This is a genomic window from Aquimarina litoralis (genome assembly GCF_039523995.1).
Taxonomy (GTDB): domain Bacteria; phylum Bacteroidota; class Bacteroidia; order Flavobacteriales; family Flavobacteriaceae; genus Aquimarina; species Aquimarina litoralis.
In genome coordinates, this window is the sequence record NZ_BAAAGE010000006.1 from 56039 (window position 1) to 73022 (window position 16984).

Here is a 16984-nt window from a genome sequence, read left to right on the forward strand (position 1 = left end):
ATTTAAGAGTTTCAGCTTGAGTCGCTGAAAGTTGAGTTAATTGAGATGTAAAACCCCAAGAATATTACATTCTTGGGGTTTTTGTTTTGTGTAGGATTGGAGTTACTAACTTCCACATCTACCTTGGTTGGACCATCTTCTATTATCTTGTAATAGATATAAGTAACCGTTATACGTAACTTGGTCACCAGGTGAGTAGCTTCTATTACCGCTATAAGGGTCCACGCCTTCACAAATATCTACAGGTTGAGAAGTTCCACATTCTCCTAATCGATTCCATGAGTAAAAATCTCTTTCATATAAGAAACCTTGGTAAGTAACTTTATCTCCAACGCTATATCTAATATTTGGGGACCATTCGTCTATACCATCGCAGATGTCATTTTCGTTTCCATCACCATCTCCATCGCCGCCATCACCACCATCTCCGTCACCAGAAGGGTATGCTTCATTTGTTCCTGAAATATCTCCAGCAGATAATTCTGCTCGTCTTCTTGGGTGTGTAGTGCCATCTAATTGTACTATAGTTGGCTGTCCATTTTTACTAAAAGTGTAAGCTCCGTACATCATAGTAGATTTGATGTCGAACTCTCCAAGGTTCAAGGAGTTTTCGTTCTTTCTAAATTGACTTTCAGCTCCATCTTGTATATTTTCAAACAGTATTCTTACATAATTATCTCTGTCTGATCTGGTTTGTTCATGAATGTACCCTAGAGTATGACCGATTTCATGGATCATTACAACTTCGCTAGTTCCAGTGCCAATATTTATTCTTCCTCTATTTCCGTTTACTCCTAAATTAGCGCTTCCACAGTTACAAGACTGTCCATTATTTCTAATAGTAACATAGTAGCTTTCATTGGTGCGTTCTTTAAATCGAATATTGGTTTTTGTAGACCATTCTCTCATCGAGTTTAAAGTTACTTGTATCTGATTGTTGGTAAGACTATTGTCTAAAACATATATAATGGTATTGTTTGGCCATTTTTGTACACCTCTGTAAAAACCTAATTTTTCATCCAAATCTTCATTGGGTTCTGGATTAGCGTTGTAGCCGACTTTTTGATCTGTTAATTGCCTGGCTTCATAAATGATATCTCCGCTTAAAAAAGTACCATTTTTTAGATCTTCTACGATAACAACATCATCATTAAAGAATTTTTTTACTAATTCAGTTTCTTGACTACTAGTGATTTCGTCAAAACTTTCGTTTGTACAAGAACTTGCTAAGATTCCAAGACCTATAAAAGCAGCTCTTCCTAAGTTGATTAAATGTTTTGTTTTCATTTTAATAAAAGTTGAGTGTGTAGTTATTTTAAAATTATTTGTAGCATTTTGCTATACCACTTAACGTTGCAGAGAGTTTATATTGTAGTAAACAAGGTCGATTTGAAGTGTGTTTTAGTATTCGTAGGTAGTGAATGAGAAATCGTATAGGTTTGCAGAATCTTCTCTTTGTTTTTTGTAAAATCGACAATTTAAGATTTAATATTTCTAAGTTTGGATATGTTGTTTTTTTACAGTAAGAAGGAATTAAAATGTTTATTTACAGAGTTTTGTGTTGAATGGTGTGTTAATTCATCAATTATTAATTTAATCTTAAATCCATTTTAAGGCTATTTTTAACGCTTTTAAGAGGTTTTTTGTTTTTTCTGGTCTTGTTCTTAACTAATTGTTGATAACTCTTTAAATCATACTTTCTAAAACGCTTTGAACATTTGACTGTTTTTTTATCTTTGTTTGTTGACCAAAAAATTGTAATTAATATAGCTGATTTATGAGCGAAGAAGCAAAGAAAAATAATTATTCAGCCGATAGTATTCAGGCATTAGAAGGAATGGAGCACGTGAGGATGCGTCCGTCGATGTATATCGGTGATGTTGGCGTAAGAGGTTTGCACCATTTGGTATATGAAGTAGTGGATAATTCCATCGATGAAGCACTAGCAGGTCATTGTGATGCTATCGATGTTACTATAAACGAAGATAATTCTATAACGACCAAAGATAATGGTCGTGGTATTCCAGTCGGAATTCATAAAAAGGAAGGAGTTTCTGCATTAGAAGTGGTAATGACCAAAATTGGTGCAGGAGGTAAATTCGATAAAGACTCCTATAAAGTATCAGGAGGTTTGCATGGAGTAGGGGTTTCCTGTGTGAATGCACTTTCTGATCATTTACATGCGATTGTACATAAGGATGGTAAAATATGGGAACAAGAATATGAGAGAGGAAAGCCATTGTATCCTGTAAAGTCTACAGGTGATACTGATTTTAATGGTACTATAGTAACTTTTAAGCCGGATGCTACTATTTTTCAGCAAACCTTAGAATACAATTATGATACTTTAGCAAGTCGTATGCGAGAATTGGCATACCTTAATAAAGGAATTACGATCAATCTTACAGATAAACGTCATACAGATGATGATGGTAATTTTGTGTCTGAAACTTTTCATTCAGAAGAGGGATTAAAAGAATTTGTAAAATTTCTGGACGGAAGTCGTAATGCTATTATTGGTGATGTCATTTCTATGGAGGGTGAAAAGAATAATATCCCTGTAGAAGTTGCTATGATTTATAATGACTCCTATGCTGAAAACCTTCATTCCTACGTAAATAATATCAATACACATGAAGGAGGTACACATCTTTCCGGATTTAGAAGAGGATTAACTTCTACGTTAAAGAAATATGCAGATGCTTCTGGAATGCTGGATAAGTTAAAGTTTGAGGTAGCTGGGGATGATTTTAGGGAAGGTTTAACTGCAATTGTTTCTGTAAAAGTAGCAGAGCCTCAATTTGAAGGACAAACAAAAACGAAACTTGGAAACAGAGAGGTTACTTCGGCCGTTTCTCAGGCGGTATCTGAAATGTTAGAAAATTATTTGGAAGAACATCCAAATGATGCTAAGACAATCGTTCAGAAAGTAATTTTAGCTGCTCAAGCAAGACACGCTGCTAAAAAGGCGCGTGAAATGGTGCAGCGTAAAACCGTAATGAGTATCGGAGGGCTTCCTGGTAAGCTTTCTGATTGTTCGGAGCAAGATCCTGCGTTATGTGAAGTGTTCCTTGTGGAGGGTGATTCTGCAGGTGGAACTGCTAAACAAGGTCGTGATAGAATGTTTCAGGCGATATTACCATTAAGAGGTAAAATCCTGAATGTAGAAAAGGCAATGCATCACAAAGTATTCGAAAATGAAGAGATTAAGAATATTTTTACAGCATTAGGTGTTACTATCGGAACAGAAGAGGACAGTAAAGCACTTAACTTATCGAAGCTTCGTTATCACAAAATTGTAATTATGTGTGATGCGGATGTCGATGGTAGTCATATTTCTACACTGATTCTAACATTCTTTTTCCGCTACATGAAAGAATTGATAGAAGCGGGACATATTTATATAGCTGCACCACCTCTATATTTGGTGAAGAAAGGTGCTAAAAAGCAATATGCTTGGAATGATGATCAACGTGATCGAATTGTTAAAGAGTTTGGAGATAATGCTAAGATCCAGCGATATAAGGGTCTTGGAGAGATGAATGCAGAACAACTTTGGGATACGACAATGAATCCTGAATTTAGAACAATGCGTCAAGTAACTATCGATAATTTAACAGAAGCAGATAGAATATTTTCTATGCTAATGGGGGATGAAGTTCCACCAAGAAGAGAGTTTATCGAGAAAAATGCAGTATACGCAAATATTGATGCCTAATATAAATATTGCTAAATAATTTAGAATGAAATCCGTTATACCATGTATAGCGGATTTTTTAATTTCCTTAAGGGAATTGGTAATGATAATTCTGTTACGGTTTGTGAAAATTTAATTGAGAATAGAAAAGCGTAGGAATTATAGTTATCATGGATTTGCATTGTGGTTGTAGTAACTAAGTGCGTCAATATTGATTTAAGTGTTTTGAAATGTATAAAATAAAGTAACTTTTGTAGAAAGGGATGCTAAAACTAAAGCGTGATCATGTGATAAATTGAAATGAAGCTAATTCTAAATATTTTACTAAATATTTGTTTTATAAAAAACGCGACTAGGGATACTTTAATTTTCTCCATAGTCGCGGTTTTAAGCTAACTTCGTCTTAAATAGCTTATTCGCAATCGAAGAATGGCTTTAAGAAATCAGGAATAACGTCACAAATATCAAGGTCTCCGTCTCCATCATTCCCAGAAGAGCTACAGCTTGAAGATACACTAGTCCCACAATCCTCTAATCTAAGTAGTACAACTCCATTTTGATTTTTGACAATTAAAGTGGATTCTCCATTTACAGAAGTAACACTAGTACTGATACTGGTAGCATCTTCAAAAGTGTAAGTTCCACAATCTGTTGTTACTGTACATGTAGCTTGTGCAGACAAAGTAAGTAAGAAAGCGGCAATTAAGGTGAAAAATTTAGTTTTCATGATTTTAAGTTTTAAAAGTTTATTTAATTAAGACGATATAAAGGTATTTTAATCATGCTCCTCTTTTAGGGGGTAATTGACGAATGTCCTATTTCAGTTCATTTATTAATTAATCTAATTCATTTGTTAGAATAATTGATCTATAATTTTACCGAAGATCTGTCTTTTAGCCAGTAAATACATGTCTAACAAGTTGTTATTCGTAAGAAGTTCATACAATGAAAAAAGAATTATTTTTTCTTGTCTTTGAAAAAAAAACTTTAGGTGATTTGATGATATATAGTTTAGTTCTAAAATATTAGGCAATAAAAAGAGACAAGAGTTGTTTTAGCTTTACTTTATCTTTATGTAAAAAAAAAGAGATGTTATTATGTTAAAAATCAGGACTATTATTGTAGATGATGAGAATAACAGTTTGGAGGCATTGAATATATTGTTACTTAAATTCTGTCCAGAAGTTGCTATTATTGGGAAAGCAGAAAATCTAAAAAAAGCAAAAAAGTTAATAGATATAAAAAAACCAGACCTAGTTTTTTTAGACATTCATATAAGAGATGACACTATTTTTACTTTGCTAGATAGTTTAAAAGAAATTGATTTTGAAATCATTTTTGTAACTGGTGATGAGGGGTTCGCTCTAAAAGCATTTAGTCTTAAAGCAACTGACTATTTATTAAAACCTGTATCAATATCGGGTTTACAAGATGCAATTCGGAGAATACAAGAAAAAATAATATATAATCGATCGATTTCTGATTTAACAAAAGATCAGGTTGATCAAAACGTAAATAAAGGTGCTCCAAAAATTGCATTTCCTATTCAAAACGGCTTTAGGTTAGTAGAACCACACGAAATTACCCATTTGATTGCAGATGGTAGCTATACTAATATTCATTGTACTAATTTAAATACTTTATTGGTGAGCAGAAACCTGAAGCATTATGAAGTGAAATTAAAAAAATATGGCTTTTTTAGAGTACATCCTTCTGTGCTAATAAATTTGAGATATCTAAGAGAGATCAATCGACAGGATGGTGGATTTTTGATAATGGATAATAATAAAACATTACCAGTATCCAATTATAGGCGTAAAGAACTAGAAGATTGGATTAAAGGAGATAAAAGTATAAATCAATAAGGGTGTGTATTTTGAGTCAGGAGTTTGTTTTAGGATTGGATATAATCCGAAAAGAAGTTAATATTTATATTTTTTATTATATCAACAGGTATATGAAAATAATCAGATAGTATTTGCTAAATAATTTAGAATGAAATCCGTTATACCATGTATAGCGGATTTTTTTATATATTGTTGCGCCTATTAAAACCCAAATCTAGAGAAATGAACATGCCAGACTTCCATATTTTTAAATGTTTGGTTCTGTGAATTTTATATGATTATTGAAAACCATAGATACAAACAGATGAAAAAAACTTTACTCTTTTGTTTAATGCTTGTGCTCAAAGTATCTTATGCACAAACTAATGTAGATCAATTACTGGAACTCGGTATACAAAATGCACAACGTTTTAGTACAGACTATTTTGCTCCAGGAGGAGAGGTCTTGGTAAATAGTATGTCTAATGGATGGTATAAGAGCGCAGAAGTTAAAAAATTATGGCGTTTCGAAGTTGGTTTTGTGGGTAATTTGTCTTTTGTGAGAGAAGAAAAACAATCGTTTATTCTAAATACAGCAGAATATGATGGAGTAGCATTTCGAGATGGGCTTCCAAGTCAGGAGGTAGCTAATGCTTTTGGGGGTAATCGTGGAGATATTGTTGTGGTATTAGATGGAGGACTGGAAGTTACTTTACCTGATGGAATTGGAGGTCAAGAGGTAAACATCGCACCTACAGGTTTTTTGCAAGGCTCTATTGGATTTTCTAGAAGTACAGAAATAAAAGCAAGGTTCTTGCCAAAAATAGCTGTTAGAGAAAATACAGAAGTGTTTCTATATGGTTTAGCTGTACAGCACGAGTTAACCGATTGGATTTTTTCATGGAAGAGACTTCCTTTTAGGTTTTCGGGATTAATTGGATATACAAATGTAAGGGGCTTTTACGACTTTACGGCTGATAGTGAAACAGAAGGTAGTGATCAAGAAATTAGATTAAAATCAAACTCGTGGTTGGTTAGTGGAATTATTTCTACCAAATTTTCAAAAGTTAATCTCTACGGTGGTTTTGGTTTTTATACAGGTAATAGTACTGCCGATGTCTTAGGGTCTTATGAGGTACAAAGTGGTCCATTGGCATCACAAACCGTTGTTGATCCAATTTCTGTAGATAATAAAACTTCAGGGCTAAAAGCAACGCTAGGAGTAAATGTAAAATTAGGTTTCTTTAGAGCTAATTTGGATTACACATTACAGAACTATCAAAACCTTTCTATAGGTATGAATTTTGGTTGGTAATTTAACTAAGAATTCACAAACAAAATCGTTAAAGAATTCGTATTTTCGCGCTGATATTGAAGAAATTCAATATACCAGGATAATATTAATCAAAATTATATTAAAATAATGAAAGTTACAGTAGTAGGAGCTGGTGCAGTAGGTGCAAGTTGTGCAGAGTATATTGCCATAAAGAATTTTGCTTCAGAAGTAGTGTTGTTAGATATCAAAGAAGGATATGCAGAAGGTAAAGCAATGGATTTGATGCAAACCGCTTCTTTAAATGGGTTTGATACTAAAATAACAGGAACTACAAATGATTATTCTAAAACTGCAGGAAGTGATATTGCTGTAATAACTTCTGGAATTCCTCGTAAACCAGGAATGACTAGAGAAGAATTAATTGGTATTAATGCAGGAATTGTAAAATCAGTTTCTTCTAGTTTAATCGAGCATTCTCCAAATGCTATTATCATTGTAGTAAGTAATCCTATGGATACGATGACGTATCTTGTGCATAAAACTACTGATCTTCCTAAAAACAAAATTATCGGTATGGGTGGTGCTTTAGATAGCGCACGTTTTAAGTATCGATTAGCAGAAGCATTAGAAGCGCCTATTTCTGATGTAGACGGAATGGTAATCGGAGGTCATAGTGATAAAGGAATGGTTCCTCTTACTAGATTAGCTACAAGAAATAGTGTGCCTGTTTCAGAATTTATTTCTGAAGAGCGTTTAGAAAAAGTAGCAGCAGATACTAAGGTTGGTGGAGCTACGCTTACTGGATTATTAGGAACTTCTGCTTGGTATGCTCCTGGAGCGGCAGTATCTGGTTTGGTACAGGCAATTGCTTGTGATCAGAAAAAGATTTTCCCGTGTTCAGCATTGTTAGAAGGAGAATATGGATTAAATGATCTTTGTATCGGTGCGCCTGTAGTATTGGGTAGAAATGGAATCGAAAAAATCGTAGAGATCGAACTTAATGATGCTGAAAAGGCAAAACTTGCAGAAAGTGCAGAAGGAGTTAAAAAGACAAATGGATTGTTAGAGTTATAATCTGTTTTATCGAATATATTGGGAAAGAGCTACTGTCTTAAATAGTAGCTCTTTCTTTTTTAAAGTCTTTATGTTTTCTATATCATAATTCAAACTTCCATGAAATTTATTAAAATAATCCTGTTTTTTTTAATCTTGTCTGCTTGCAATTTCGATCCAAAACCAGATAAAACTGTAGAGTTAATAATTGAACTTCAGGATAAGAATTTAAAAGAGCAACAGATACATGAAACCGTAGAAACTTTTAAGAGAAGATTGCAGAAAATTACAAGTCAGTATGAAGTAGTAAGTTTAAATACTACAAAGATTCAAATTACTGCGGCTACTCATTACGAATCTGATAGGTTTAAAAAATATATTTTAAATCCCGGGAAGTTAAAGTTTTATGAAGTATATAAGAAAAAGGATATAGTGCCTTTTCTTATGGAAGTGAATGAATTAGCTAAAAATGATAATTCAGCGATAGAACCCTTGTTTGAACTAATTAAAGGTGGAACAAATCCAGCAATGCCTAATTTGTTATCAGTGGTAGCAAAAGATACTACTAGAATAAATAAATTTCTTTCTATTAAAGCTGCAGAATCTAAACTACCAGTGAAAAGACGATATGTAAAGTTCTTGTGGGGTACCCAAGAAAAGGGTACTGGTTATTTTCCTTTGTATGCTCTTAGGCAGAATAATCAAAATCAGGCGGCTTTACATGGAGATGTTGTGGTAAATGCTTTTACTAGATATAATGAATTAAATATACCTGTAATTTCGATGCAAATGAACGAAGAAGGTAGTGAGAAATGGGCAGATTTAACGGAAAGAGCTTTTCAGCAGAGATCTAATATTGCAATTGTTTTAAATGATCAAGTGTATAGTGCTCCTGGAGTTATTTCAGGTCCAATACATGGCGGTCGATCTGAAATATCGGGTGATTTTACCGTTGAGCAAACTCAAGATTTTGCTAATATCTTAATGTCAGGAGAAATTCCAAAGTTGAAAGTTTTGAGTTTTAATGTTGAAGAGATAAAATAAACATTGGAACTTTATGTTATTTTGTTTTAAGATATTTTTTTAGGACTTTAGAAATGAAGTTTTAATTTTTCTATATTTGCGACCATGAAGAAAGAATGGTACTTCGGAATGTTGATTTCAGCTTTTGCGTTACTAGTTGTGATGCAAGGGCAAACTGTCGTGCCTAATCAAGAGATTGTTCTTGACTTTAGAGATGTTACTGTATCGTCACAAGAAGCGGAAAATGCAGTAAAAACTGTAAAAAAACAGTTAGCATCTATTGGTGTAAAAAACACCCGAATATCGAATGAACTTCATAACGGTAAGCTAAGAATTTCTTATTACAGCGATGCCGATGTAGAAAGCATACAACAGATACTTGCAGAGAATTATATTTCTTGGAATCATATTCTTTTTGATAAAAACGGTTCTAATGATTCTAAGATTCCTTTTGATAAAGAATCTTCAGACTATCATGTAGCTGTTTACAAAATTCAGAAAAGTACCGATAGCGATACGGGCTTTAGCGGGATTCACGTTTTAGAATTGGAACAAAAACAGGATAGAGCTTCTGGTGTTTCTTATAGTTTTGTGAATGAAGATGCTGATGAGGCGATCAACCGATTAATACAATTAGCACAGAAAGTGCATAGTGCGATTGCTATCGCAATAGATAATACTTCTTATAAAATTCCAGAGGTAAGAGCAGGACCTATTTCTTAGTTCAGAAATATACTGTTTTCCGAATTTCTAAAAAAAATAAAAAATAGCTAAATAGTAGATTTCGATACTACATTAGTAGCTAAAACCTAATAACTAAGTCATATTCAGACCTAGTTGAATTACATTTTTAATATACTAACAATTGTCAATCACAGAAGAATGTTCGAAACATTTGATGGGTTGGCCAAAATAAACCACAATGCAAAATAAAGGACTTGTTAGAGTGTTTGCGATTATATTTGGATTGGTATGTCTTTACCAGTTATCGTTTACATATTTAACATACACAAAAGAAAAAGAAGCTGAAGTTTTTGCGATAAATAAGTATCCAGAAACAGTAGAGAATTACTCTAAACTTAGAGAAACAGCTCAAAAAGATTATTTAGATTCAATCGGGAAGGATCCGATCTTTGCAAATTTTAGTTATAACGAAGCAAAAGCAAAGGAACTAAATAAAGGTCTTGACCTTAAAGGAGGGATCAATGTGATTCTTCAAATATCTGTAAGAGATATTTTAGAGGGATTAGCAAATAACTCAAAAAATCCGGCGTTCATTCAGGCGTTAGATGCTACAGATGAAACTCAGAAAGATAGCCAGAATACCTATGTAGATGACTTCTTTACAGAGTTTGAAAATATCCCTGATGCTCAATTAGCGTCTCCAGATATTTTTGCCAATAAAAACTTAAGTGATGATATCACTTTTGATATGTCTAATGATGTGGTAAAGCCGGTTTTAAGAAGAAAAATCGACGAATCAGTAACATCTGCATTCGAAGTATTACGTAAGCGTATCGATAAGTTTGGGGTTACACAACCAAATATTCAACGTTTAGGAGAGTCCGGTCGTATTTTGGTAGAACTTCCAGGAGCTAAAGATGTTGATCGTGTGAAGAAACTTTTACAGAGTACAGCTCAATTAGAATTTTGGGATGTTGAAAACTCTCAAGAATTAGGAATCTTCTTAGGAAGAATGAATGATAAGCTTAAAAAAGAATTAGAAGCTAAAGAAAATAAAACTACTGAGAAAGAAGAAGTAGTATCAGAAAAAGTTGCAGATACAGTAAAAACTGATAGTACCGAAGTAAATATTGCTCAGTCAGATAGTACACAGACAGATGCAGATGCAGAAATCGAAAAATTATTAGCGGATTCTGAAGATTCTACAGATGTTGAAGCACAAGTAAATCCTATTAATGATTTAATCGGTCCTCCTTCTGTTCCTGGAGCGTTAGTTTCTGTAGCGGTAAATGATGTGGAGCAGTTTAATTCGTATCTAGATAGAAAAGATATTAGAGCACTATTACCACAATCATTAAGATTTGTAAAGTTTGCTTGGAGTAAGCAAGCAAAAGAAGGAGAGAGAGTAGATTTATATGCACTTAAAGGAAATCGCGACAATACTCCGGAATTAAGTGGTGGTGTTATTACAGATGCTGCTCAGTCTTATGATCAGCTTAACAATGTGGTGGTAACCATGCAGATGGATGGTAAAGGAGCTAAGAAATGGGAAGAAATGACCGGAAGAGCTTCTCAGACAAGAGGTCAGATAGCAATTGTGTTAGATGATATCGTATATTCAGCTCCTGGTGTTTCTAAAGGTCCGATCTCAGGAGGAAGAAGTGAGATCTCTGGAGATTTTACGGTAGAAGAAGGACAAGATTTAGCGAATGTATTAAGAGCAGGTAAATTACCAGCATCAGCAGATATTATACAGAGTGAAGTTATTGGGCCATCATTAGGACAAGAGGCAATCGATAGTGGTATTATGTCTTTCGGAATTGCGTTGGTATTGATCTTAATTTGGATGATTTTTTATTACGGAAAAGCAGGTGCTTTCGCGGATGTTGCTTTGGTAGTAAATATTCTATTCATATTTGGAGTATTAGCTGGATTAAAAGCTGTGTTAACATTACCAGGTATTGCAGGTATTGTATTAACCATAGGTATGTCTGTGGATGCGAACGTACTGATCTTCGAAAGAATTAAAGAAGAGCTAGCCAAAGGTAAATCGCAGGTAGATGCTATTAAGGATGGTTTTAGCAATGCGTTATCTTCGATTTTAGATGCAAACATTACTACAGGTTTAACTGGTTTAATTCTTTTATTCTTTGGTACAGGACCTATTAAAGGATTCGCAACTACTTTATTAATCGGTATTCTTACATCTTTATTCACTGCGATTTTCATCACTAGGTTGTTTATTGATGGATATGGTAGAAATGGTAAAGAATTGGCATTCTCTACAGCAGCTACTAAGAATTTATTTAAAAATGTAAATATTGATTTCTTAAAGAAGAGAAAAATCGCTTACGCTATATCTGCTGTTATTGTATTGGCTGGTTTAGGATCTTTATTTACGCAAGGTCTAGATAAAGGTGTTGATTTTGTAGGTGGTAGAACATATACGGTTCGTTTTGCTAAAGATGTAGTGCCTACAGATGTAGAAAAGGATTTAGTAGCTGTATTTGGAAGTGCACAAGCAAAAACACTTGGTGCAAAAAATCAGTTGAAAATTACTACAAAATATAAGATTAACGAATCTGGAGAAGCCGTAGATTCGGAAATCTCTAATTTGTTATTTAAGTCATTAGAATCTCATCTGCCAGATAGTATGAGTTATGAAGAATTTTCTAATGGCGATGAAGATAAGCAAGTAGGAATTATGCGTTCTATGAAGGTTGGACCTACGATTGCAGATGATATTCAACAAGCTGCTTTTATCTCTGTCATAGGATCTTTAATCGTTGTTTTCTTATATATCTTATTTAGATTTAGAAGATGGCAATTTAGTTTAGGTGCGGTAGCAGCGGTTTTCCACGATGTATTGGTAGTGTTAGGTGTATTCTCACTTACTTGGAAGTTTATGCCATTTAATATGGAAATCGACCAAGCGTTTATTGCAGCTATTCTAACTGTAATTGGATACTCGCTGAATGATACCGTGGTGGTATTTGATAGAATCCGTGAGTATTTCGCAGAGCACACTACATGGCCGTTAAATAAGAATATTAATGGAGCATTAAACAGTACATTAAGCCGTACATTAAATACTTCGTTAACAACCTTATTAGTATTAATAGCGATCTTTATTTTTGCAGAACCTCTACGAGGGTTTATGTTCTCATTAATCATAGGTGTGCTAGTAGGAACCTACTCTTCTTTGTTTATTGCTACTCCAGTAATGTACGATACAGTAAGTAAAGTAGGTTTAAAAGAAAAGAAAAAGACTGAAGAAGAATCATAGAAAAGTCCATTTCTAGAATATCAAAAAGCTGCATTTTTTTAAGTGCAGCTTTTTTTATGGAATGAAGTGAACCTGATTAATGAAGATTTCGGGGATTTTTTAGTTTTTTATTAACACTATATCGTTTGAGTAAATTCTATTTATAGAGTTTACTTTTTTTATTACCTACTTTTGAAAATATCATCAAATAACTATTAAAAAATTGAGTATTTAACAGTCTTGTTGAGAAGTGTTGTTGCTGTTATAGACATGGATCAAATGGGACTGTTTGTTTACTACAATTTTCGTTTGATGGGATCATAACAAATATCCTTTTTATGAATGTTTATTATGAGCATAGAATCTTGGAAAACTATTGTTTGGGAAAATAGTTTTGGAATATACGTAAGCTGTTTTTACAGCATTTTTTAATTGTATAACACACACACACACACAAGATTCATGAAAAACACTAATCTATTTTTGTTGTTATTATTCTTTTATTCAGGAATGATAGCACAGCAAGTCCACACTTCTTATTTATGGCACATGCAACAACCCATTTATTGGGCAGAGAAAAGTAAAGAAAACCCTAATAGGTATCAAACAGTTTTAGAATCACATAATCTAAAAGTATCAGGTGATTCCTGGAATGTATATGCTGATGGGATTAGTCATCCACTAAATGATTTAGAAGAAATTTTTGGGAAGTATGATCGAGTAAAAGCGTATCAATATGGACCTAAGAATTCTGTTCAGACCTTATTAGGATTGCCAAATGGAGGTGCACAGGTAAATTATTCTGGTTGTTTGATAGAAAATGTAAACAGTCTAGCAAATGCTGGAGTTTGGGGATATAATCAAGGTTGGCAAAATGACTTTATCGAAGCAAAAAGCTGGAGAACTTCTGGTGGTCAACCCAGAATGGATCTAACTGGTTTTACCTTTCATCATGCGTTAGCTCCCTTAATTAGTGAGAGAGCCCTAAGAATGGAATTAAAAACACATCGATATATTACCGATCAAACTTTTGGAGGCGAATATTCTAAAGGGTTTTGGCCTGCAGAGTGTTCTTTTTCTGAAAGAATAATCAAAGTATTGGTAGAAGAAGGTTTCCAATGGTCGGTTATCGCAAATAGTCATCTCTCAAGAACGCTAAATGATTATCCATTAGATTATGGTACTTCTGGAGTAAATATCGATCCGCCAAATGCTGCGGATAAAGTAGCTACGAATGGTAATAACTGGTGGAAAGGGCAAATCGACGGTAGAGGTGGTACCTTTGCTGCTCCATATTGTTATCAGGCACATAAAGCGCAATACATAGATCCAGAAACGGGACAAACTTATAAGATGGATGTAATTCCTATGGCTGATTTGTTGAGTTATCAGAATGGTTTCAGTTCTATGGGTACAGGAGAAATTGACGCTAACATTGCGCCATTTAGTAATGCGAGTCAACCCTCTATCGTTTTGTTAGCACATGATGGTGATAATGCTTGGGGTGGTGGTGATAGTTATTATCAGGAATCTGTTCCTGGTTTTGCTAATGAAGCAGCCTCTAAAGGATATGATCCTACTACAATTCAGCAATTTTTAAATTCTTACCCAGTTCCTGAAAATGATATCGTAAAAGTAGAAGATGGTTCTTGGGTAAATGCAGCCAACGATTGGGGACATCCACAATTTATTAATTGGTTATGGCCTTTATATGATACTACAGATTATCGATTTAATCCTGATGGATGGACAGAAGATGCTAGAAACTGGGCGGTGATTACTGCTGCAGAAAATTATGTATTAATGGCAGAAGATAATAGTAATGGAGTAGATATAGCAAAAATAATTGATCCATCATTTGGCGCTTCCAGTGCAGAAAAAGCATGGCATTTCTTTTTACCATCGCTGACTAGTGGTTATATGTACTATGGTAAAGCAATCGATATGGAAGTAAAGCAAACCTTAGCTGGAAACATAGCTATAGAACATGCATTAGATGCGCTTGGGGGATCTATCAATCAAGATAATACACCGCCTTCTGTATTTATTCCTCAAAGATTTCCTTACAATCCTGGTGGTAAAGGTTTTGGTCCAATATATGCGTATCAGGAAGTTCAAAATTCTTCTGATTTTCATGTATGGACATTTGCTCATGATGTAAGTGGATTGGCTTCTGTAGTTTTAAAATATAGAACTGATAATGACGGTATAAATCCTATCGCTGATAATGTAAACGATACCTATGCTGGAGGAGAAGGAGTAAGTTCCTGGAATACCATTTCGATGACACAAAAGGAATTTCCAAAAGATAATATCACTCAGGATCCAGAAATTGATCTTTTTATAGAGCCTACTGCGATAGCAGATCTATGCTATGCAGAAATTCGTGGTTTGTCTAATGTATTAGTAGATTACTACGTTGAAGCAACAGATACACAAGGAAATGTATTTAAGACTCCAATTCAGCATGTGTATGTTGGTGATTTTAACAGTAGTGATGAGGTCACACTCACTGTGGAACCTAATTCTGGAAATTATGACGATACTATTGAAGTAGTTCTAGAGGCATCTACAACTTCTGATAATGATGATGTGACAATTTATTATACCATAGATGGATCGGAACCTACGAGGAATAGCACTCTTTATTCTAATCCATTTGATTTAGGAAATGAGGATAGTGATCCAATCCAGCTAAAAGTTGTGGCGTATGACGCAGATGGAAATGTTTCTGACGTAATAACACGCTATTATACATTCGGAGACATCCCTTCTTATAAAGTGTACTTTAAGAATACTTCCAATTGGAATGATGTGTATGTGTACGCATTTGATAAGAACAATAATACGCCATTACCTGGATGGAATTGGCCAGGAATATTGATGGCTCCAACACCAAATTCTCCTTGGTTTAGCTATGAAGTTGAAGAATCAGTTGAAGTAGGATTGGTATTTACGAATGGAAGCGGACAACAATCAGATGATCAGTTTAGAAATGCAGAAGGATGGTACGTATTATCAGAAAATGTTTGGTACGATCAATGTCCTTCTGATTGCCCTGGAGAATTAGAGTTACCAGTATTATCAGTAACTCCTCAAGGAGGAACTTATGAAGGTAGCGTAACAGTTAATTTAACTGCTACGAATCAAGGTGTCATTTATTATACATTAGACGGGACCACACCATCAGATTCAAGTTCTTTGTATTCGAATTCGTTGGTCTTAACAGAAACGTCAACACTATCTGCGATTGCCTATAATGATACGGGTGCTTCTAGTGTACTATCCGAGGAGTATACTATTAATCAACCTCAGTCCTATACAGTTCATTATAGAAATACTCAGAGTTGGTCGGATGTGTATGTGTATTTATTTAATCAAGATACCAATCAGCCATTACCAGGATGGAGCTGGCCAGGACAGCCTATGTCTAGAATAGAAAGTTCTCAATGGTATTCCTTTGCGATTCAGGAATCAGGAAATATAGGTATGGTTTTTAATAACAACAATAACGGAAGTCAATCTGATGATCTCAATAGAACTATAGATGGTTGGTATGATCCATCGACAAATCTTTGGTATCCAGATTGCCCAGTGGCATGTCCAGGTGATGTCACTGATGATAGTTTAACAATCTATTACAACAATAACAATACAAATTGGAATACCGTTAGTTTGTATTATTGGGAGACGTCTCCAGCTGCTTTGAGTACTTCATGGCCAGGAGTTCAGATGACAGACGATGATAATGATGGATGGTATGAATATACATTAACAGGTGTTACTTGTGCCAAAGTAATTTTTAGTACTAACGGAAGTCAGCAAACAGAAGACTTAGAGATTTGTGGAGAAGGTTGGTATGATAATGGTTGGGTAAGTGCACCATTAAATAAAGGTCCAGAAAAAGATGAAATCAATGTTTCTGCACCATATCCAAATCCATTTGAAGATATCGTTAATTTTAATGTATCTGGAGAAACAGAAGCAGTAAATGTTACTGTTAGAGATGTTAAAGGTGCTCTGTATTATTCGGATAGAGTGACGAGTAAAAACGGAACGATATCAATTCCACTGAATGTTTCAAAAGGAATATACTTTATAAAGTTCAGTAATAAAAACATCAATAAGGTTGTAAAAATAATTAATTAGCGGCTATCCTT

General features: G+C 34.2%; 10 protein-coding genes. 8 read left to right on the forward strand and 2 right to left on the reverse strand.

What is annotated here, in order from left to right; genetic code table 11:
- Positions 1-105: 105 nt before the first annotated feature.
- On the reverse strand, positions 106-1287 hold the full coding sequence (locus ABD077_RS22410; protein ID WP_343914442.1) for a M12 family metallopeptidase: 1182 nt from the start codon (positions 1285-1287) through the stop codon (positions 106-108).
- Positions 1288-1777: 490 nt separating this feature from the next.
- Between ABD077_RS22410 and gyrB the strand changes: the two genes are divergently transcribed.
- Entirely contained in the window at positions 1778-3718 is a 1941-nt protein-coding gene (gene gyrB / locus ABD077_RS22415; RefSeq protein WP_343914443.1) for a DNA topoisomerase (ATP-hydrolyzing) subunit B, read from the forward strand.
- A 391-nt stretch (positions 3719-4109) separates the two neighbouring features.
- Here the strand turns inward: gyrB and ABD077_RS22420 are convergent, their stop codons facing one another.
- On the reverse strand, positions 4110-4424 hold the full coding sequence (locus ABD077_RS22420) for a hypothetical protein (protein WP_343914444.1): 315 nt from the start codon (positions 4422-4424) through the stop codon (positions 4110-4112).
- A 370-nt stretch (positions 4425-4794) separates the two neighbouring features.
- Here ABD077_RS22420 and ABD077_RS22425 point away from each other — a divergent pair, with 370 nt between their 5' ends.
- The 7 genes from ABD077_RS22425 to ABD077_RS22455 all read left to right on the forward strand — a co-directional run bounded on the left by ABD077_RS22425 (position 4795) and on the right by ABD077_RS22455 (position 16973).
- Complete coding sequence (locus ABD077_RS22425; protein ID WP_343914445.1) at positions 4795-5562, forward strand: LytR/AlgR family response regulator transcription factor; 768 nt, start codon at positions 4795-4797, stop codon at positions 5560-5562.
- A 286-nt stretch (positions 5563-5848) separates the two neighbouring features.
- The gene (locus ABD077_RS22430) at positions 5849-6838 is read left to right on the forward strand and encodes a DUF6588 family protein (RefSeq protein WP_343914446.1); all 990 of its coding nucleotides are present in this window, start codon (positions 5849-5851) and stop codon (positions 6836-6838) included.
- 108 nt (positions 6839-6946) lie between these two features.
- A complete protein-coding gene (gene mdh, locus ABD077_RS22435; RefSeq protein WP_299610214.1) occupies positions 6947-7873 on the forward strand; it encodes a malate dehydrogenase in 927 nt (308 codons plus the stop codon).
- A gap of 99 nt (positions 7874-7972) precedes the next feature.
- The gene (locus tag ABD077_RS22440) at positions 7973-8896 is read left to right on the forward strand and encodes a SecDF P1 head subdomain-containing protein (RefSeq protein ID WP_343914447.1); all 924 of its coding nucleotides are present in this window, start codon (positions 7973-7975) and stop codon (positions 8894-8896) included.
- An 84-nt stretch (positions 8897-8980) separates the two neighbouring features.
- Positions 8981-9598 carry a hypothetical protein gene (locus tag ABD077_RS22445; RefSeq protein ID WP_343914448.1) on the forward strand — a complete coding sequence of 206 codons (618 nt, stop codon included), beginning with the start codon at positions 8981-8983 and terminating at the stop codon, positions 9596-9598.
- 199 nt (positions 9599-9797) lie between these two features.
- Entirely contained in the window at positions 9798-12845 is a 3048-nt protein-coding gene (gene secDF / locus ABD077_RS22450) for a protein translocase subunit SecDF (RefSeq protein WP_343914449.1), read from the forward strand.
- A gap of 441 nt (positions 12846-13286) precedes the next feature.
- Entirely contained in the window at positions 13287-16973 is a 3687-nt protein-coding gene (locus tag ABD077_RS22455; protein ID WP_343914450.1) for a starch-binding protein, read from the forward strand.
- Positions 16974-16984 lie beyond the last annotated feature (11 nt).

Bases quoted from the DNA above. Each gene is read 5' to 3' on its own strand.
- ABD077_RS22410 (WP_343914442.1), bottom strand. From the start codon at position 1,287: ATGAAAACAAAACATTTAATCAACTTAGGAAGAGCTGCTTTTATAGGT.
- gyrB (WP_343914443.1), top strand. From the start codon at position 1,778: ATGAGCGAAGAAGCAAAGAAAAATAATTATTCAGCCGATAGTATTCAG.
- ABD077_RS22420 (WP_343914444.1), bottom strand. From the start codon at position 4,424: ATGAAAACTAAATTTTTCACCTTAATTGCCGCTTTCTTACTTACTTTG.
- ABD077_RS22425 (WP_343914445.1), top strand. From the start codon at position 4,795: ATGTTAAAAATCAGGACTATTATTGTAGATGATGAGAATAACAGTTTG.
- ABD077_RS22430 (WP_343914446.1), top strand. From the start codon at position 5,849: ATGAAAAAAACTTTACTCTTTTGTTTAATGCTTGTGCTCAAAGTATCT.
- mdh (WP_299610214.1), top strand. From the start codon at position 6,947: ATGAAAGTTACAGTAGTAGGAGCTGGTGCAGTAGGTGCAAGTTGTGCA.
- ABD077_RS22440 (WP_343914447.1), top strand. From the start codon at position 7,973: ATGAAATTTATTAAAATAATCCTGTTTTTTTTAATCTTGTCTGCTTGC.
- ABD077_RS22445 (WP_343914448.1), top strand. From the start codon at position 8,981: ATGAAGAAAGAATGGTACTTCGGAATGTTGATTTCAGCTTTTGCGTTA.
- secDF (WP_343914449.1), top strand. From the start codon at position 9,798: ATGCAAAATAAAGGACTTGTTAGAGTGTTTGCGATTATATTTGGATTG.
- ABD077_RS22455 (WP_343914450.1), top strand. From the start codon at position 13,287: ATGAAAAACACTAATCTATTTTTGTTGTTATTATTCTTTTATTCAGGA.